The sequence below is a fragment of the Rhodococcus sp. NBC_00294 genome (assembly GCF_036163995.1).
Taxonomy (GTDB): domain Bacteria; phylum Actinomycetota; class Actinomycetes; order Mycobacteriales; family Mycobacteriaceae; genus Rhodococcoides.
The window spans coordinates 3,065,404-3,083,929 of record NZ_CP108043.1; the positions used below are offsets into that span (position 1 = coordinate 3,065,404).

Annotated in this window: 17 protein-coding genes and 1 pseudogene; 17 read left to right on the top strand and 1 reads right to left on the bottom strand. The window is 70.0% G+C overall.

Annotated elements, in window-relative coordinates; genetic code table 11:
• Positions 1-2 precede the first annotated feature (2 nt).
• The 7 genes and pseudogenes from ruvX (at position 3) to aroB (ending at position 6,446) form a co-directional block, all read left to right on the top strand.
• Positions 3-581: a Holliday junction resolvase RuvX gene (gene ruvX, locus OHB23_RS14390; RefSeq protein WP_051613214.1), complete on the top strand. Its 579-nt coding sequence runs from the start codon at positions 3-5 to the stop codon at positions 579-581.
• Entirely contained in the window at positions 578-1,927 is a 1,350-nt protein-coding gene (locus OHB23_RS14395) for an endolytic transglycosylase MltG (protein ID WP_051613215.1), read from the top strand. The genes ruvX and OHB23_RS14395 overlap by 4 nt, the downstream gene beginning before the upstream one ends.
• On the top strand, positions 1,924-2,763 hold the full coding sequence (locus OHB23_RS14400; RefSeq protein ID WP_328809770.1) for a shikimate dehydrogenase: 840 nt from the start codon (positions 1,924-1,926) through the stop codon (positions 2,761-2,763). The genes OHB23_RS14395 and OHB23_RS14400 overlap by 4 nt, the downstream gene beginning before the upstream one ends.
• Positions 2,764-2,842: 79 nt before the next feature.
• Entirely contained in the window at positions 2,843-3,394 is a 552-nt protein-coding gene (locus OHB23_RS14405) for a prepilin peptidase (protein WP_328809771.1), read from the top strand.
• 12 nt (positions 3,395-3,406) lie between these two features.
• Complete coding sequence (gene aroC / locus OHB23_RS14410) at positions 3,407-4,594, top strand: chorismate synthase (RefSeq protein WP_027505250.1); 1,188 nt, start codon at positions 3,407-3,409, stop codon at positions 4,592-4,594.
• A pseudogene (locus tag OHB23_RS14415) lies at positions 4,591-5,145 on the top strand (shikimate kinase); the annotation flags it as partial. The gene aroC and the pseudogene OHB23_RS14415, both read left to right, overlap by 4 nt.
• Positions 5,146-5,336: 191 nt before the next feature.
• Positions 5,337-6,446, top strand: coding sequence for a 3-dehydroquinate synthase (gene aroB / locus OHB23_RS14420; protein WP_027505251.1), 1,110 nt, complete (start codon positions 5,337-5,339; stop codon positions 6,444-6,446).
• Positions 6,447-6,458: 12 nt separating this feature from the next.
• Here the strand turns inward: aroB and OHB23_RS14425 are convergent, their stop codons facing one another.
• Positions 6,459-7,052 (bottom strand): B-4DMT family transporter, encoded by a 594-nt coding sequence (locus tag OHB23_RS14425; RefSeq protein WP_222631037.1) that lies wholly within the window; start codon positions 7,050-7,052, stop codon positions 6,459-6,461.
• Between the two features lie 119 nt (positions 7,053-7,171).
• On the opposite strand from OHB23_RS14425, the gene OHB23_RS14430 reads away from it, so the two are divergent.
• The 10 genes from OHB23_RS14430 (at position 7,172) to pyrF (ending at position 18,339) form a co-directional block, all read left to right on the top strand.
• Entirely contained in the window at positions 7,172-8,281 is a 1,110-nt protein-coding gene (locus OHB23_RS14430; RefSeq protein ID WP_027505253.1) for a M24 family metallopeptidase, read from the top strand.
• A 100-nt stretch (positions 8,282-8,381) separates the two neighbouring features.
• Positions 8,382-8,945 (top strand): elongation factor P, encoded by a 564-nt coding sequence (efp, locus tag OHB23_RS14435; protein ID WP_027505254.1) that lies wholly within the window; start codon positions 8,382-8,384, stop codon positions 8,943-8,945.
• Entirely contained in the window at positions 8,946-9,506 is a 561-nt protein-coding gene (gene nusB / locus OHB23_RS14440) for a transcription antitermination factor NusB (protein ID WP_051613217.1), read from the top strand.
• 90 nt (positions 9,507-9,596) lie between these two features.
• Positions 9,597-10,172 carry a bifunctional pyr operon transcriptional regulator/uracil phosphoribosyltransferase PyrR gene (gene pyrR / locus OHB23_RS14445; RefSeq protein ID WP_056444721.1) on the top strand — a complete coding sequence of 192 codons (576 nt, stop codon included), beginning with the start codon at positions 9,597-9,599 and terminating at the stop codon, positions 10,170-10,172.
• Entirely contained in the window at positions 10,169-11,128 is a 960-nt protein-coding gene (locus OHB23_RS14450) for an aspartate carbamoyltransferase catalytic subunit (protein ID WP_268788559.1), read from the top strand. The genes pyrR and OHB23_RS14450 overlap by 4 nt, the downstream gene beginning before the upstream one ends.
• Positions 11,125-12,441 carry a dihydroorotase gene (locus OHB23_RS14455; protein WP_222631043.1) on the top strand — a complete coding sequence of 439 codons (1,317 nt, stop codon included), beginning with the start codon at positions 11,125-11,127 and terminating at the stop codon, positions 12,439-12,441. The genes OHB23_RS14450 and OHB23_RS14455 overlap by 4 nt, the downstream gene beginning before the upstream one ends.
• Entirely contained in the window at positions 12,442-12,945 is a 504-nt protein-coding gene (locus OHB23_RS14460) for a PH-like domain-containing protein (RefSeq protein WP_027505258.1), read from the top strand.
• Positions 12,942-14,096: a glutamine-hydrolyzing carbamoyl-phosphate synthase small subunit gene (gene carA, locus OHB23_RS14465; RefSeq protein WP_027505259.1), complete on the top strand. Its 1,155-nt coding sequence runs from the start codon at positions 12,942-12,944 to the stop codon at positions 14,094-14,096. The genes OHB23_RS14460 and carA overlap by 4 nt, the downstream gene beginning before the upstream one ends.
• Entirely contained in the window at positions 14,096-17,500 is a 3,405-nt protein-coding gene (carB, locus tag OHB23_RS14470; protein ID WP_222631052.1) for a carbamoyl-phosphate synthase large subunit, read from the top strand. Before carA ends, carB begins: the two co-directional genes overlap by 1 nt.
• Positions 17,497-18,339: an orotidine-5'-phosphate decarboxylase gene (gene pyrF, locus OHB23_RS14475; protein WP_328809772.1), complete on the top strand. Its 843-nt coding sequence runs from the start codon at positions 17,497-17,499 to the stop codon at positions 18,337-18,339. The genes carB and pyrF overlap by 4 nt, the downstream gene beginning before the upstream one ends.
• The last annotated feature ends 187 nt before the right edge of the window (positions 18,340-18,526 follow it).

The window sequence follows — 18,526 nt, forward strand, 5'->3', positions numbered from 1 at the left end:
CGGTGGCCGCCGGCAGCTCCGCGCCCGACCGGCCGGGCGCCGACGACCCGGGGCGAGGGCGGCGGCTCGCGATCGACGTCGGGAGCGTGCGCGTCGGAGTGGCGTCCTCCGATCCCGACGGCACCCTCGCCACACCCGTCGAGACGGTCCCGCGCGCAGCGAAGACGCACACCGACTCGGCCGACGTCCAGCGGATCGTCGCGCTCGCCGAGGAGTACGAGGCCGTCGAGATCATCGTCGGTCTGCCGCGCACGCTGCGCGGCGAGCGCGGAACCGCCGCCACGCTGGCTGTCCGTTTCGCCCGAGTCCTGCACCGTGCGCTGCCCGGCGTGCCGGTGCGGCTGTCCGACGAACGCTTGACTACGGTGAGTGCCGCGCGTGGTCTTCGAGACAGCGGCGTCCGCGCGAGAGACCAACGGTCGATGATCGACCAGGCGGCGGCGGTCGCCATCCTGCAAGGGTGGCTCGACGAGCGCCGCAGTGTCCTGGCGCGAGAGATGGTCGCCCAGGCGAACGAGGAGGGGGCAACGGTGCCCGAGAATCACGGTCCGGAGCAGGACACACCGGGGACGACCCCGTGACGGACGACGGTCGTGGACAGCGGCCCGGCCGACGCGACGAGTGGGACACCGACGAGCTGAATCTCCCGGTCGACGACCTGCGCCGTCAGCCGCTCGCCGACGACCGCCGCGCCCGTCCTGCGCGAGTGGCGTCGGGTCCCGGTGACCGCCCGAGCCGCGCGAGCCGCGCGGACACCCGCCGCGACCGCGCCGCGGCCGGTCGCAAACGTCGCTCGCGCATCATCGGCGGACTCGGTGTGCTGGTCCTGGTCGGCCTCGTGGCCGTCGGAGGTGTGTGGGGAGTGTCGAAGTTCACCGGCGGCGGGGCCGCGGTCGCGGAAGACTACCCGGGTCCCGGCGGCGACGCCGTGGTGGTGCAGGTCGCCTCGGGCGACACCGCACAGGAGATCGCGACCGAGATGGCGGACAAGGACGTCACCGCCAGCTCGGCGGCCTTCTACGAGGCCGCGGTCCAGAACACCGCGATGACCTCCGTGCAGCCCGGATTCTATCGGATGCGCTCGCAGATGGCGGCGGCCGACGCGGTCTCCGCACTGGTGGACCCGGCATCGCGAGTGGGCCAGATCCAGATCGCCGAGGGCCGTCAGTTGCACGACTCGACCGACGTCAACACAGGCGCCGTCCGCAAGGGCATCTACACGCTGATCTCCGAGGCCAGTTGTGCTGTCGGAGAGGGTCTTCCGTGCGTGACATACGACGACCTGAACCTCGCGGGTGCGGGGGACGATCCTTCCGCACTCGGTGTCGCCGACTGGGCGACCGACGCGGTGCGGCAGGTGCCGGATCGCGATCGTCAGCTCGAGGGGCTCATCGCCGCGGGCACGTTCAACTTCGACCCCAGCGCCGCACCGACGGACATCCTGCGTCAGCTCGTGTCCGAGAGTGCCGCGATCTACGAGGACACCGGTCTACTGGAGGCAGGCGCCTCCTCGGGTCTCGACCCGTACCAGGTGCTCGTGGCGTCGTCCCTCATCGAGCGCGAGGCGTTGCCGCAGGACTTCGCCAAGGTGGCGCGCGTCATCCTCAACCGTCTCGCCATCGGGCAGCGTCTGGAGTTCGACTCCACGGTCAACTACTCGCTGGACACCACCGAGGTGGCCACCACCGACGCCGACCGTGCGAACGTCACGCCGTGGAACACCTACGCCAAGGAGGGTCTGCCGGCGACGCCGATCTGCTCTCCCGGTGTGGCAGCGGTGCAGGCCGCCGAGGCTCCCGAGCCCGGCAACTGGCTCTACTTCGTCACCATCAACGCCGCCGGTGAGACGCTCTTCACCGACGACTACCAGGTGCACCTGGACAACATCACGAAGGTCGAGGGCGGGTTCCTCGACAGCGGCCGGTGACGTCCGTCTCCGACGCCTCGTCGACGAGGCGCGCGGCCGTTCTGGGGTCGCCGGTGGCGCACTCGCGTTCACCGATCCTGCACGCGGCGGCGTACCGGGAGCTCGGGCTCACCGGGTGGACCTACGAGCGGGTGGAGTGCACCGCGGAACGGCTTCCAGAGTTCGTGGACGGCCTCGGACCCGAGTGGGTGGGACTGTCGGTGACGATGCCGGGCAAGTTCGCGGCTCTGGCCTGTGCGACCGAACGAACGCAGCGCGCAATCGCTGTGGGCTCGGCGAACACCCTGGTACGCACCGACTCGGGCTGGCGCGCCGACTGCACCGACGTCGACGGTGTCACGGGGGCCCTCGGCACGGTCGGTGTCCGTGACCTGTCGGGAGCGTCGGTGGTCGTCGTCGGGGCGGGCGGAACGTCCCGCCCAGCGCTCGTCGCTCTGCGTGATCTCGGGGCGAATGCGGTCACCGTCGTCTCGCGGGACGAGGAGCGGGCGGAGGGAGCTCTGGTCTGTGCTCGCGACGCCGGTCTCACCGCTCGGTGGAGTGCACCGGACGACGACGCGCTGCCGCGAGCGGTCGCGGACGCGGCAGCCGTGGTGTCCACCGTCCCGCCCGAGGGCGGCGCTGCGATGATCGACGCACTGCGCGGGACGCGCGTGCTGCTGGACGCGATCTACCACCCGTGGCCCACGCCGCTGGCCGCCGCGGTCGAGCAGTCCGGTGGCGTCGTCGTCGGCGGTCTCGAGATGCTGCTGCACCAGGCCTTCGGTCAGGTGGAGCAGTTCACCGGTATGCCTGCCCCGCGTGCTGCGATGGAACAGGCTCTGCGGGAGTCCTGACCATCCCCGGGTGCGCCCTCGTCCCCGGGCGGGTCGCCGCGGCACGAATCATGGGAGTCACCGGTGCCACCGTGACTGCATGACCGTCCTCCTCGGATCCGCGCTGTGTTGCCTCGCTCTTCTCACCGTCGGTCGGTGGGTGACGCCGACGGTGCCCGACCTGCTCGCGGCCGCCGTCGTCGGCGCCGCGCTCGGCGCGGTCACCACCGACGTGGCGATCCTCGCGGTCGGCGCGTGGTCCTGTGCCGTCGCGCTCGTCGACCTGGTCCGTCACCGCCTGCCGGACGATCTGACGCTGCCCGCCGCGGGTGCGGTGCTCCTGGCAGCCGCCCACCAGGGTGGGGGCGAGTTGGCGCTCCTCGGCGGCCTGGCTCTGGCCGGTGTGCACCTCGTCGGGTCGGTGGCGTCACCCGGATCGATCGGAGGCGGCGACGTCAAGCTGTGCCTCGCACTCGGGGGACTGGGCGCGGTCTCGGGGCCGTCCGTGTGGACGGTGGCCGCCGTGCTGGCACCGACGACGACGCTGGTGCTGGCGGCGATGACGGGACGAACCGGGGGAGCGGCGGTGATTCCGCACGGACCCGCTCTGTGTGCGGCGACCCTGGTGGCGTGGGTGAACGCCGGGACGTGAAAAGATCGATCCGTGTTGCGATGGATCACTGCCGGAGAATCTCACGGCCCTGCCCTGGTTTCCATTCTCGAGGGCATGGTGGCCGGAGTCGAGGTGACCTCCGAGGACATCGGAGCTCAGCTCGCCCGACGACGCCTGGGCTACGGCCGCGGCGCCCGCATGAAGTTCGAGGCCGACAAGGTCACCGTCATCGGCGGTGTCCGGCACGGCTCGACGCTCGGCGGTCCCGTCGCCATCGAGATCGGCAACACGGAGTGGCCGAAGTGGGAGACCGTCATGGCGGCCGACCCGGTCGATCCCGCCGTGCTCGCCGACCTCGCGCGCAATGCGCCCCTGACCCGTCCGCGCCCCGGCCACGCCGACTACTCGGGCATGCTCAAGTACGGCTTCGACGACGCCCGGCCCGTGCTCGAGCGTGCCAGCGCACGGGAGACTGCCGCCCGCGTCGCGGTCGGCACCGTCGCGCGACAGTTCCTGAAACAGGTCCTCGGCGTCGACGTCCTGTCGCACGTCATCTCGATCGGCGCGTCCGACCCGTACGAGGGCCCGGAGCCGTCGGCGGGAGACATCGAGGCGATCGACGCCAGCCCCGTGCGGGCGTTCGACGCCGTGGCCGAGCAGTCCATGATCACCGAGATCGAAGCGGCCAAGCGCGACGGGGACACCCTCGGCGGCATCGTCGAGGTGGTCGTCCACGGCCTTCCCGTGGGACTCGGCTCGTTCGTCACCGGCGACAGCAAGCTCGACGCGCAGCTCGCCGCGGCACTCATGGGCATCCAGGCCATCAAGGGTGTGGAGGTCGGCGACGGGTTCGAGACCGCACGCCGCCGCGGCAGCGCCGCCCACGACGAGATCCTCCCCGGCCCGGACGGGATCGTCCGCACCACCAACCGCGCCGGCGGCATCGAGGGCGGCATGACCAACGGCGCCCCGCTGCGGGTGCGCGCGGCCATGAAGCCCATCTCCACGGTTCCGCGTGCCCTGGCGACGGTGGACATGTCCACCGGCGAGGGTGCGGTGGCCATCCACCAGCGCAGCGACGTCTGCGCCGTGCCGGCCGCGGGGGTCGTCGCGGAGACCATGGTGGCTCTGGTGCTCGCCCGCGCCACGCTGGAGAAGTTCGGAGGCGACTCCGTCGCCGAGACCGCCGGCAACGTGCGCCGCTACGTGGAGAACGCGCAAGCCCGTCCGCCGCGATGACCGGGCAGGCCGGAGGCCGGTCGGACGAAGCCGGGGAGGTCTCCGGTCCGCCGCGTGCAGTGCTGATCGGGCCACCCGGCGCCGGGAAGTCCACCATCGGCCGACGGCTGGCTCAGGCCCTGGGCACGCAGGTGTACGACACGGACGTGGCCATCGAGAAGGACACCGGCCGCACCATCCCGCAGATCTTCGCCGAGAGCGGTGAGGCGGAGTTCCGTGCCATCGAGGAGCGCATCGTGCTCGATGCGCTGCGCACGTATCCGGGCATCGTGTCCCTGGGCGGTGGGGCGATCCTGTCCTCGCGCACTCGTGCGGCGCTCCGCGGTCACACCGTCGTCTACCTCGAGATCAGTGTCGGCGAGGGCCTCCGGCGCACCGGTGCGACCACTGCCAACGCTTCACGACCCCTCTTGGCCGGCTCGGACCCGCGGGCGAAGTACCGCGAACTGATGCGCACTCGGCGACCCCTGTACCGCGAGGTGTCCACCATCCGTGTCCGCACGGACGGCCGCAGCCCCGCTCGCGTCGTCACCGCTGTGCTCGGCCGTCTCGGCGTCGCCCCCGCCGACCGCGTCCCCGCGCCGGCCGCACCACCGCAGCGGACCTCGCCGCGGCGTCGGATCCGGCGCAAGGGCGGACGTCCGATCCCCACCGATCCGGGACCGTTGCCGCGGCAGTCGGCACCACGGACCGGCCGTACCCGACCACCGCAGGATCCACCCCCAGCACAGGAGACGCTCTCGTGACAGAACCTGTTCGTATCGACGTCCGGACGGCGAACCCGTACCCCGTGATCATCGGTCGCGGTCTGCTCACCGACCTGGTGGAGCAGCTCGCGGGCACGCGCACCGTCGCGATCTTCCATCAGCCTCCGCTCGCCGAGACCGCCGAGGCCGTCCGAGCAGCACTGGCGGACAACGGGATCGACGCACACCGCATCGAGATCCCCGATGCCGAGGACGGCAAGGAACTGGCCGTCGCCGGCTTCTGTTGGGAGGTGCTCGGCCGCATCGGTCTGACGCGGAGCGACGCCGTGGTCAGCCTGGGCGGCGGCGCGGCCACCGATCTCGCCGGCTTCGTCGCGGCCACCTGGATGCGCGGCGTCCGCATCGTGCACGTGCCCACCACGCTGCTCGCCATGGTCGACGCGGCCGTGGGAGGCAAGACCGGCATCAACACCGACGCCGGGAAGAACCTCGTCGGTGCCTTCCACGAGCCTGCGGCCGTCCTGGTGGACCTGGCGACCCTCGAGACGGTGCCGCACAACGAGATCGTGGCCGGGCTCGCCGAGGTGATCAAGACCGGATTCATCGCCGACCCGGTGATTCTCGACCTCATCGAGGCGGATCCCGCTGCCGCGCTGGACCCGACGGGCGAGGTGTTGCCCGAGCTGATCCGGCGCTCCATCGAGGTGAAGGCTCGGGTCGTCGCGGCCGATCTCCGGGAGTCCGATCTTCGCGAGATCCTGAACTACGGCCACACCCTGGGACACGCCATCGAGCGCCGCGAGAAGTACAAGTGGCGCCACGGCGCCGCGGTCTCCGTCGGTCTGGTGTTCGCCGCCGAGCTCGGACGTCTCGCGGGGCGACTGTCGGACGATGTCGCCGACCGGCACCGCAGCATCCTGCAGGCGGTGGGACTGCCCGTCAGCTACGACGCGGACGCGTTCGCCCATCTGCTGTCGGGCATGCAGACGGACAAGAAGAACCGCAACGGGCTGCTGCGCTTCGTCGTGCTGGACGGACTGGCCAAGCCGGGCCGCCTCGAAGGACCGGATCCGGCGCTCCTGGCAGCCGCGTACTCCGCAGTGGCGCGTGAGGAGCCGACGACGGGGTCGTCGATCTTCCTCTGACGACGGGGTCGGTCAGGAGGAGCGGTCGCCCTTCGCGAGGTTCGGGCGCCGATCGGAGTCCCGGACCGGCGCGAAGACCTCGGTGTCGGCGTCCGACTCGCCCCGTGCGGGTGCTCCGGAGGTGACGCGGTCGCGCTCGGTCGCGTCCTCCTTCTTGCCCGGCCGCAGGTCCTCCTGCTTGTCGTCGCCGCGTCCGGCCAGCCAGCGGCCCACCGTGACGGCGATGACCGTGGGGATGAAGACGAGCAGAATCGTGAACGCTGCGCCGGAGGTGACCTCGAAGAAGAGGGAGTTGCTGCTCACCGCGAGGTTCGCCACCGCCGAGAACACCCAGCAGACGAGCCCGGCGAGGACACCGGCCACGACCGACGCCTTCAGCCACAGCATCGTGAAATCGGTCCGGCCCTCGCCGTGGTCACCGCGGCGGTGCGCGTTGATCCCGTCGATTCCGCCCCACACGACGGCCACGAGAACGACGGCGGCCAGCGTGATCATGCGCAACACGGACCCTTGCGCGGGCCAGGCGGAGACCGCCAGCGCGAGCAGCACTCGTGCCACCACATGAACCAGCGCCATCCCCACACCGCGAACCACCCACCCAGTCATGCTGCACACAGTAATCACCCCGGTCGGTCGCGTGTGCTTCTGCCCACATATCCGGGTGCGGTGTCGTCGGGCGGACCGGTGTCGCCGGCCGTCGGTGACGGCGGCGGTAGGTTCGAGAGATGCCGTCCTCCGACCGCGCCGCACGGCGCGACGCCCTCCGAGAACTCGTCCGCGACCGGGAGGCCGACGCGCTCCTGGTGACCGATCTGCTCAACGTCCGCTACCTCACGGGGTTCACCGGTTCCAATGCCGCGCTGCTGCTGAGTGCGCACGACTCCGCCTCCGACGAGTCCGGCACCGTGGTGTGCACCGACGGTCGGTACGTGACGCAGGTGGCCGAGCAGGTGCCCGACCTCGCGGCGGTGATCGACCGCGCGGGCCCTGTTCGCCTGCTGCAGGACGCCGGCGGTGCGCGGGGCGGGCAGACCGTCGGATTCGAATCGCACGTCGTGTCCGTCGACGAGCATCAGGCATGGTCCGACGCCGCGTCCTCGCTCTCGCTCCAGCGCATGCCGCGACTGGTGGAGAAACTGCGGATGATCAAGGACGAGAGCGAGATCGACGCGCTGCGACGCGCCTGCGGTGTCGCCGACGCCGCGCTGGCCGCGTTGATCGAGCGGGGCGGCATCAGCGCCGGTCGGACCGAGAAGCAGGTCGCGATCGATCTGGAGTTCCTCATGCTCGAGCTGGGAGCGCACGCCATCTCGTTCGAGACCATCGTGGCCGCGGGCGCACACTCGGCGGTGCCGCATCACCGCCCCACCGGTGCGGTGCTCGAGCAGGGTGACCTGGTGAAGCTGGACTTCGGCGCGGAGGTGGACGGGTACCACTCCGACATGACGCGTACCTACGTGCTGGGCACCCCCGCGGACTGGCAGCGCGAGCTGTACGCCCTCGTCGAACAGTCCCAGGCCGCCGGACGCGCCGCCGTCCTCCCCGGCGCCGACGTGCAGGCGGTGGACGGAGCGGCTCGCTCGGTCATCGTGGACGCGGGGCACGGGGACAAGTTCCTGCACGGACTCGGCCACGGCGTGGGACTCGAGATCCACGAAGCGCCGGGAATCGGTGCCACCGGCACCGGTACACTGCTCTGCGGTGCTGCGGTGACAGTCGAGCCCGGCGTGTACTTCTCCGGTCGCGGAGGCGTACGGATCGAGGACACGCTCATCGTTCGAGAGAACGAGCCGGAACTGCTGACGCTCACCAGCAAAGAGTTCACCGTTCTGTAGGCGAGGGCCTGCCGACCAGTGCTTGTCAGGCCCGGAGGCCGTGCGCGGCGTCCGGGTACCGAGAGACCGAGACGACAGTCGACGAGGAGACGCGAAGCAAGTGGCTTCCACCAGTGATTTCAAGAACGGACTCGTTCTCAACATCGAGAACCAGTTGTGGTCCATCATCGAGTTCCAGCACGTCAAGCCTGGTAAGGGACCGGCCTTCGTGCGCACCAAGCTCAAGAACGTCACGTCGGGCAAGGTCGTCGACAAGACCTTCAACGCGGGCGTCAAGGTCGAGACCGCGACGGTCGACCGACGCGACATGACGTACCTCTACCACGACGGTTCGGACTACGTCTTCATGGACGGCGACACCTTCGACCAGATCTCCGTCGCCGAGGCGACCATCGGCGAGGTCTCGCGCTTCCTGCTCGAGAACATGAAGGTCCAGGTGGCGATGCACGAGGGTCTGCCGCTGTACGTCGAGTTGCCGGTCACGGTCGAGCTGATCGTCCAGCACACCGATCCGGGTCTGCAGGGCGACCGCTCCACCGGTGGCACCAAGCCGGCGACCCTCGAGACGGGTGCCGAGATCAACGTGCCGCTCTTCATCAACACCGGCGACAAGCTCAAGGTGGACTCCCGCGACGGCAACTACCTCGGGCGCGTGAATTCCTGAGTGAGCGAGCCTTCCAAGAACCCTGCCGCACCGGGCAAGCCGGCGGCGAAGAAGCTCGGAGCACGGCACAAGGCGCGTAAGCGTGCCGTCGACTTCCTCTTCGAGGCCGAGGCTCGGGATCTCGATCCCGTGGTGCTCGCGACCGAGCGCGGCGAGCTGTCCGCTCACGAGGAGACGGTGGCGCCGGTCAACGCGTACACCACGACTCTCGTGACCGGAGTGGCCGAGAACCTCGACCGCGTCGACTCGGTCATCGGGGATCACCTGCACCAGTGGACTCTCGATCGTCTCCCCGCCGTCGACCGCGCGATCCTGCGCGTCGCGGTGTGGGAACTGCTCAACGCGGTCGACGTCCCGCCGGTGGTGGCCGTCGACGAGGCGGTCGAGCTGGCCAAGCAACTCTCCACCGACGACTCGCCGTCCTTCGTCAACGGGGTGCTGGGCCAGATCGTGCTCGTCGCACCCCAGGTGCGCGCCGCCGCGGCGGCGCGTCCGGCGGCGCAGAGCCGGCCCGTGACGGAGAACACCGCCGACGACGCCGTACCGCCCGCCTCGAGCTGAGTTCGAGCCCGGCGTGGTTGGTATAGTCACCGCGTCAGACATCCTTTAACGATCCGTCCAGTGAGGCGGAGAAGGAGGTCACCTGTTCTCGTGTCCTCAGACGAGCCCGGTACCCCCGGTCCAGCAGGCCAGTCCCGCGAGCTGTTGTCGTCGGCGGACGTCGGCCGCACCATCGCCCGGATGGCCCACCAGATCATCGAGAAGACCGCATTCGGCTCGGCCGACGCCGCTCCGCTGGTTCTCGTGGGTATCCCCACTCGCGGTTCCACTCTCGCCACGCGCCTCGCGGACCGGATCGAGGAGTACTCCGGACTCCGCCCGCCGGTCGGTTCTCTCGACATCACGCTCTACCGCGACGATCTGCGCAGCAAGCCCCATCGCGCGCTCGAGCGCACCTCGATGCCCGACACCGGTGTGGACGGCGCTCTCGTCGTGATCGTCGACGACGTGCTGTTCTCCGGCCGATCGGTGCGCGCCGCGCTCGACGCTCTCCGCGATCTCGGGCGTCCGCGGGCCGTGCAGCTCGCGGTGCTCATCGACCGCGGCCACCGCGAACTCCCGCTCCGCGCGGACTACGTGGGCAAGAACGTGCCGACCGCGCGCACCGAGGACGTCTCGGTGCTGCTCGACGAGCACGACGGTCGAGACGGGGTGGAGCTCTCGTGAGTGCCCGGCACCTGCTGTCGACGATGGACCTGAGCCGCGACGACGCCACCGACATCCTGGACGAGGCGGAGCGCTTCGAGCAGGCGCTGCTCGGCCGCGACGTGCGCAAACTCCCCACCCTGCGCGGCAAGACGGTCATGACCGTCTTCTACGAGAACTCGACGCGCACCCGAGTGTCGTTCGAGGTCGCGGGCAAGTGGATGAGCGCGGACGTCGTCAACGTCAGCGCGAGCAGTTCCTCCGCGTCGAAGGGTGAGTCGCTGCGCGACACCGCCCTCACGCTGCGAGCGGCCGGCGCGGACGCCCTGATCGTGCGGCACCCCGCGTCCGGTGCGGCGCACCGCATCGCCCAGTGGACGGCCCTGTCCGACGGCTCGGGTCCGGCCGTGATCAACGCCGGGGACGGCACGCACGAGCATCCCACCCAGGCGCTGCTCGACGCGCTGACGCTGCGCCAGCGTCTCGGGGGAATCGAGGGCCGCCGCATCGCCATCGTCGGTGACGTCCTGCACAGCCGCGTCGCCCGGTCCAACGCGTTCCTGCTGGCCACGCTCGGTGCCGAGGTGGTGGTCGTCGCGCCGCGCACGCTGCTGCCGGTCGGCATCGAGACGTGGCCTGTCACCGTGGCACCGTCGCTCGACTCCGAGCTGCCGGCGCTCGACGCCGTCATGATGCTGCGCGTCCAGGCCGAACGCATGAACGGTGGCTTCTTCCCGTCGGCGCGGGAGTACTCCATCGGATACGGGTTGTCGCAGAAGCGGTTCGATCTGCTCCCCGACCACGCGGTGGTGCTGCACCCCGGTCCGATGCTCCGCGGCATGGAGATCGGCTTCTCGGTCGCCGACGCACCCGAGACCGCCGTCCTGCAACAAGTCCAGAATGGAGTGCACGTGCGTATGGCAGTGCTGTTCCGCCTGCTCATCGGGTCCGAGCCGACACCGGGACTCGCGCGATGAGCGGGACCGTGGTGCTGCGCTCGGTGCGCCCCTACGGCGAGGGTGATCCCGTGGACGTGGTGGTGTCGGGCGGTGTCATCGACGCGATCGGCGCGGACGTCACCGTTCCCGACGGTGCCGAGATCGTGGACGGTGCCGGTGGCGTTCTGTTGCCCGGCTTCGTCGATCTGCACACCCATGTCCGGGAGCCGGGCCGCGAGGACACCGAGACTATCGAGACCGGTTCCGCCGCAGCAGCTCTCGGCGGATACACCGCCGTCTTCGCGATGGCGAACACCTCTCCGGTCGCGGACTCCGTGGTGGTCACCGACCACGTGTGGCGTCGCGGCCAGGAAATCGGGCTGGTCGACGTCCACCCCGTCGGCGCCGTCACCGTGGGCCTGCAGGGCAAGGCCCTGGCGGAGATGGCCACCATGAACGCCGGTGTCGGTGCGGTCCGGATGTTCTCGGACGACGGTCACTGCGTCGCAGACCCACTGCTGATGCGCCGTGCCCTCGAGTACGCGGCCGGCCTGGGAGTGCTCATCGCCCAGCACGCCGAGGAGCCGCGGCTCACCGAAGGTGCCGTCGCCCACGAGGGTCCGACCGCGGCGCGCTTGGGTCTCACCGGATGGCCCCGGTCCGCGGAGGAGTCCATCGTCGCCCGCGACGCGATCCTCGCGCGGGACGCGCGCAGCCGCGTCCACATCTGCCACGCCTCCACCGCCGGCACCGTGGAGCTCCTCGACTGGGCGAAGAAGCAGGGCATCGCCATCACGGCCGAGGTGACACCGCACCATCTGTTCCTGGACGACTCGCGTCTCGAGACCTACGACGCCGTGAACAAGGTGAACCCGCCGCTGCGGGAAGCCTCCGACGTCCAGGCACTCCGCGCGGCGTTGGCCTCGGGTGTCGTGGACTGCGTGGCCACCGATCACGCGCCACACGCCGAGCAGGACAAGTGCTGCGAGTTCTCGCAGGCCCGGCCCGGCATGCTCGGTCTCGAGACCGCCCTGTCGGTGATCGTCACGACCATGGTGGAGACCGGTCTGCTCGACTGGCGCGGCGTCGCACGGGTCATGAGCGAGCGACCGGCGGAGATCGTCGGGCTCACCGACCAGGGTCGGCCCATCGCGGTCGGAGAGCCCGCCAACCTGACGATCGTCGACCCGGACGTCCGGTGGACCGTCGTCCCGAAGGATCTGGCCTCGCTGTCCGCCAACACCCCGTACGAGTCGCTCGAGCTGCCCGCGAAGGTCACCGCGACGCTGCTGCGCGGACGGATCACCAGCCGCGACGGAGTCGCGGCCGCGCCATCGGGAGGGATGAACTAGATGGACAGAGTGCTGTTGGTGGTCGGCTTCCTCGTGTTCTGGGTCGCCATGATCGGCCTGATCATCTGGGGCTGGAAGAACCGTCAGAAGCGTCAGGCCGACGCGATCGGAACCCTCCCGGCCGTGCCGGAGCAGCTCGGCGCCGTCGTCACCCCGGCCTGCACAGGTCTGTACGTGGGATCGACGTTGGCCCCGAGCTGGCAGAACCGGATCGCCGTGGGCGACATGGGCCATCGCGCCACCGGAACGCTGACGCGCTACGAGACGGGCATCCTGCTCGAGCGCACGGGGGAGTCCGACATCTGGATGCCCGCCGACTCGCTCCGCGCCGTGCGGACCGAGCGTGGCCTCGCCGGCAAGGTCATGACCAGGGACGGCCTGCTGGTCGTCCGCTGGGAACTGCCCACCGGCACCGAGATCGACACCGGCTTCCGAGCCGACGACAAGACGGTCTACCCGCAGTGGGTGGACGACACGAGCAGTGACGAGAAGGAGACCGCGTGAGCACCCAGGACGCCGCGGCACTGGTCCTCGAGGACGGGCGCATCTTCCGTGGCACCGCGTTCGGAGCCCGGGGTTCGACCCTGGGCGAGGCGGTGTTCTGCACCGGCATGACCGGCTACCAGGAGACGCTGACCGATCCGAGCTACCACCGCCAGATCGTGGTGGCCACGGCCCCTCAGATCGGCAACACCGGCTGGAACGGTGAGGACAACGAGTCCGTCGGACGCACCGGCGACGCCGACGACTCCCGTATGTGGGTCGCCGGGTTCGCCGTCCGCGACCCCAGCCGCCGCAGCTCGAGCTGGCGCTCGACCGGCACCCTGGGCGAGGAGATGGCGCGGCAGGACGTCGTCGGCATCGCCGAGATCGACACCCGCGCGCTGGTGCGGCACCTGCGCACCCGCGGGTCGATGAAGGCCGGCATCTTCTCCGGGGAGGCCCTCACCGACGTCGACGCGCTGATCGAGACCGTGCGCAGCCAGCCGAGCATGGTGGGTGCGGATCTGGCGGGCGAGGTGAGCACGACCGAGGGGTACACGGTCGACCCCGAGGGCGAGCCCCGGTACTCCGTCGTCGCGGTCGACCTCGGCATCAAGTCGAACACGCCGCGCATGTTCGCGCAGAGGGGAATCCGGGTCCACGTGGTCCCCGCGAACGCCGACATCGACCAGGTGCGGGCACTCGGCGCGGACGGAGTGTTCCTGTCCAACGGACCGGGCGACCCGGCCACCGCGGACTCCGTGGTGCGGCTGACCGAGCAAGTGCTCGGTGACGGCACCCCGCTGTTCGGCATCTGCTTCGGTAACCAGATCCTCGGCCGCGCCCTCGGCCGCTCCACCTACAAGATGACCTTCGGTCACCGGGGCATGAACATCCCGGTGATCGAACACGGCACGGGCCGCATCTCCATCACGGCCCAGAACCACGGGTTCGCGCTCGAGGGCGAGGCCGGCGAGGAGTTCGACACCCCGTTCGGCCGGGCGATCGTCAGCCACACGTGCGCGAACGACGGCACCGTCGAAGGTGTCCGCCTGCTCGACGACTCGGCGTTCTCGGTGCAGTACCACCCCGAGGCCGCTGCCGGTCCGCACGACGCCGAGTACCTCTTCGACCGTTTCCTGCAGCTCCTCGACAAGAAAGCCGGCCAGTAATGCCACGGCGCACAGACCTCCAGCACATCCTGGTCATCGGATCCGGACCGATCGTCATCGGTCAGGCCTGCGAGTTCGACTACTCCGGAACGCAGGCCTGCCGTGTGCTCCGCGAGGAGGGCCTGCGGGTCAGCCTCGTGAACTCGAACCCGGCGACGATCATGACGGACCCCGAGTTCGCGGACTCCACCTACGTCGAACCCATCACGGCGGAGTTCGTCGAGAAAGTCATCGCGAAGGAGAAGGCCGAGGGCCATCCCATCGATGCGGTGCTCGCCACCCTCGGCGGCCAGACGGCGCTCAACTGCGCGGTGGCGCTGCACGAGCAGGGGATCCTCGAGAAGTACGACGTCGAGCTCATCGGAGCCGACTTCGAGGCGATCCAGCGCGGTGAGGATCGCCAGAAGTTCAAGGACATCGTCGCGAAGGTCGGCGGCGAGAGTGCCCGGTCGCGTGTCTGTTACACGATGGCCGAGGTGCACGACACCGTTGCCGAACTCGGCCTGCCCGTCGTCATCCGGCCCAGCTTCACCATGGGCGGGCTCGGCTCCGGCATGGCGTACACGACCGAGGATCTCGAGCGTCTCGCCGGCGGCGGACTGGCCGCGTCGCCGTCTGCGAACGTGCTCATCGAGGAGTCCATCTACGGATGGAAGGAGTTCGAGCTCGAGCTGATGCGCGACAACCGCGACAACGTGGTGATCGTGTGTTCGATCGAGAACGTCGACCCGATGGGTGTGCACACGGGCGACTCCATGACGGTCGCTCCGGCGATGACGCTCACCGACCGCGAGTACCAGAAGATGCGCGATCTGGGCATCGCCATCCTCCGCGAGGTCGGCGTCGACACGGGCGGATGCAACATCCAGTTCGCGATCGATCCGAAGGACGGTCGTCTGATCGTCATCGAGATGAACCCGCGCGTCTCGCGGTCGAGTGCACTCGCCTCGAAGGCGACGGGATTCCCGATCGCCAAGATCGCGGCGAAGCTCGCGGTGGGGTACAGCCTCGACGAGATCGTCAACGACATCACGGGCGAGACACCGGCCTGTTTCGAGCCGACGTTGGACTACGTCGTCGTCAAGGCGCCGCGCTTCGCATTCGAGAAGTTCCCGGGGGCCGACGCCACCCTCACGACGACGATGAAGTCGGTCGGCGAGGCGATGAGCCTGGGCCGCAACTTCACCGAGGCGCTCGGCAAGGTGCTGCGGTCGCTCGAGACCAAGGCCACCGGATTCTGGACCACGTCGGACGAGGTGCTGGCGGGGGACCGGGCGCACGATCTGCAGGCGGTGCTCGCCGACCTGAAGGTTCCCACCGAGGGACGCATCTATGACGCCGAGTTGGCGCTGCGCCTCGGCGGCACCGTCGAGGAGGTCGCCGCCGCGTCCGGTATCGACCCGTGGTTCATCGACGAGATCGCCGGTCTGGTGGAACTGCGGACCCGGCTGCTCGACGCTCCCGTCCTCGACGAGAACCTGCTGCGTCGGGCCAAGCACTCGGGCCTGTCCGATCGGCAGATCGCGGCACTGCGTCCCGAGCTCGCGGGCGAGGACGGGGTGCGCTCGCTGCGCCACCGGCTGGGAGTGCGGCCCGTCTTCAAGACCGTCGACACGTGCGCCGCGGAGTTCGAGGCGAAGACGCCGTACCACTACTCCACGTACGAGCTCGATCCCGGCGCGGAGACCGAGGTGGCCCCGCAGACCACGCTCGGCAAGGTGCTCATCCTGGGCTCCGGTCCCAACCGCATCGGCCAGGGCATCGAGTTCGACTACTCGTGCGTGCACGCGGCCACGACGCTCTCGGCCGCCGGCTACGAGACCGTGATGGTGAACTGCAACCCCGAGACCGTCTCCACCGACTACGACACGGCGGATCGTCTGTACTTCGAGCCGCTCACGTTCGAGGACGTGCTCGAGGTGTACCTGGCGGAGAAGGAGTCGGGCGAAGGTGGACCAGGTGTCGTCGGTGTCCTCTGCCAGCTCGGTGGGCAGACGCCGCTCGGTCTCGCGCAGCGACTGCAGGACGCCGGTGTGCCGATCGTCGGCACGTCGCCCGAGGCGATCGACCTGGCGGAGGACCGCAAGGAGTTCGGTGAGGTGCTCGTCGCCGCCGGTCTGCCCGCGCCGAAGTTCGGCACGGCCACCACGTTCGACGGCGCGAAGCGCATCGCGAGCGAGATCGGCTACCCCGTGCTCGTGCGTCCGTCGTACGTGCTGGGCGGACGCGGTATGGAGATCGTCTACGACGAGGCGTCGCTGGACGACTACATCTCCCGCGCCACCGAGCTCACGCCGGAGCATCCCGTGCTGGTGGACCGGTTCCTCGAGGACGCGATCGAGATCGACGTCGACGCCCTGTGCGACGGCACCGAGGTCTACCTCGGCGGCGTCATGGAGCACATCGAGGAGGCCGGCATCCACTCCGGCGACTCCGCGTGCGCGCTGCCCCCGATCACGCTCGGCCGCACCGACATCGACGCGGTCCGCCGATCGACGGAGGCGCTCGCGTTCGGGATCGGGGTCCGCGGGCTGCTCAACGTGCAGTACGCCCTCAAGGACGACGTGCTCTACGTGCTCGAGGCCAACCCTCGTGCGAGCCGCACGGTGCCCTTCGTCTCCAAGGCCACGGCGGTGCCGCTCGCGAAGGCCGCGGCCCGGATCGCTCTGGGTGCGACCATCGCGGAGTTGCGGGCGGACGGCGTGTTGCCGCCCACCGGTGACGGCGGGCACGCTGCCTTCGATGCACCGGTCGCGGTCAAGGAGGCCGTGCTGCCCTTCAACCGGTTCCGCAAGGCGGACGGCAGTGGCGTCGACACCCTCCTGAGCCCCGAGATGAAGTCGACCGGCGAGGTCATGGGAATCGACGCGGACTTCGGTACCGCGTTCGCGAAGAGCCAGACCGCCGCGTACGGCTCGCTGCCGACGACGGGGTCGATCTTCGTGTCCATCGCGAACCGCGACAAGCGGTCGATGGTGTTCCCGGTCAAGCGGCTCGCCGATCTGGGCTTCCGCATCCTCGCGACCGAGGGAACGGCGGAGATGCTGCGCCGCAACGGCATCAGCAGCGACGTGGTGCGCAAGCACTCCGACGTGCTCGAGGACGGCGAGCGGACCATCGTGGACCTGATCCGCGAGGGGGAGGTCGACATGGTGTTCAACACACCGTTCGGCAACTCCGGCCCGCGGGTCGACGGGTACGAGATCCGCAGCGCCGCGGTGGCGCGCAACATCCCGTGCATCACCACCGTGCAGGGTGCCGCGGCCGCGGTGCAGGGGATCGAGGCGAGCATCCGCGGCGACATCGGGGTGCAGTCGCTCCAGGATCTGCACAGCTCGCTGACGACGTACCTGCGAGCGGGCACCGGGCCGACGGCCACGACCGACCCGGTCACCCCTCGGTGACCGGTAGTCCGGAGGCCGGGGTGTGGCGCAGGAAGCTGACCGCGGCCGTCCGGTCGCGGGGACGCCTGTGTGTCGGCATCGATCCGCACTCCGCGATCCTCGCGTCGTGGGGCCTCGACGACACCGTGGCGGGTCTCGACCGCTTCGCGCGGCTCTGCGTCGAGGCGTTCGCGTCGGACATCGGGGTGGTCAAGCCGCAGGTGGCGTTCTTCGAGCGCTTCGGGTCCGGTGGACTCGCCGTGCTCGAGCGGACCATCGCCGATCTGCGTGCGGCGGGCGTGCTCGTCGTCGCGGACGCGAAGCGTGGGGACATCGGGTCCACGTCGGAGGCGTACGCCCGGGCGTGGCTGGACCCGTCCTCACCACTCGCCTCGGACGCCGTGACGGTCTCGCCCTACCTCGGGGTGGGTGCGCTGACGCCGTTCGTCGAGCAGGCGACTGAGCACGGTTGCGGCCTGTTCGTGCTCGCACGCACGTCGAATCCCGAGGGCGCGGCGCTGCAACAGGCGGTCACCGCCACCGGTGCGAGTGTCGCGCAGGCCGTGGTCGACGAGGCCGCGGCGGTCAACGCGCGGGCGAACGACGACGTCATGGGTCTCGTGGTGGGTGCGACACGCGGACACGGGCTCGATCTGCGGACGTTCTCGGGGCCGATCCTCGCGCCCGGACTCGGCGCCCAGGGTGCCACCGCGCAGGACCTGCCCTCCCTGTTCCAGGGTTCGTCAGAGTTGTTGCTGCCCAACTCTTCCCGCGACGTCCTGCGACACGGTCCGGACGTGGCCGCTCTACGGGAGGCGGCGATCGTCGCTCGCGACACCGTCGAGCACGCCCTCGCATAGACCACCATCGCGGCGACACGGCGGCGGGGGGCAAGTTCGCAATCGGCGCCCTGCCCGGGTACGGTCGCTATCGCCGCTGGTCAATCCGGTGGCAGTGACTGGATGTACCAGAACGGCCGGCTCGCGCACATCGCGTGACGCGGGTACGGAATGCACTTCTCGACAGAGATTCACCGATGAGACGGAG

Excerpts from the sequence above, each read along its gene's own strand:
- OHB23_RS14405 (WP_328809771.1), top strand. The coding sequence starts at position 2,843 with ATGACCGTCCTCCTCGGATCCGCGCTGTGTTGCCTCGCTCTTCTCACC.
- OHB23_RS14425 (WP_222631037.1), bottom strand. The coding sequence starts at position 7,052 with ATGACTGGGTGGGTGGTTCGCGGTGTGGGGATGGCGCTGGTTCATGTG.
- OHB23_RS14430 (WP_027505253.1), top strand. The coding sequence starts at position 7,172 with ATGCCGTCCTCCGACCGCGCCGCACGGCGCGACGCCCTCCGAGAACTC.
- OHB23_RS14455 (WP_222631043.1), top strand. The coding sequence starts at position 11,125 with ATGAGCGGGACCGTGGTGCTGCGCTCGGTGCGCCCCTACGGCGAGGGT.
- OHB23_RS14460 (WP_027505258.1), top strand. The coding sequence starts at position 12,442 with ATGGACAGAGTGCTGTTGGTGGTCGGCTTCCTCGTGTTCTGGGTCGCC.
- carB (WP_222631052.1), top strand. The coding sequence starts at position 14,096 with ATGCCACGGCGCACAGACCTCCAGCACATCCTGGTCATCGGATCCGGA.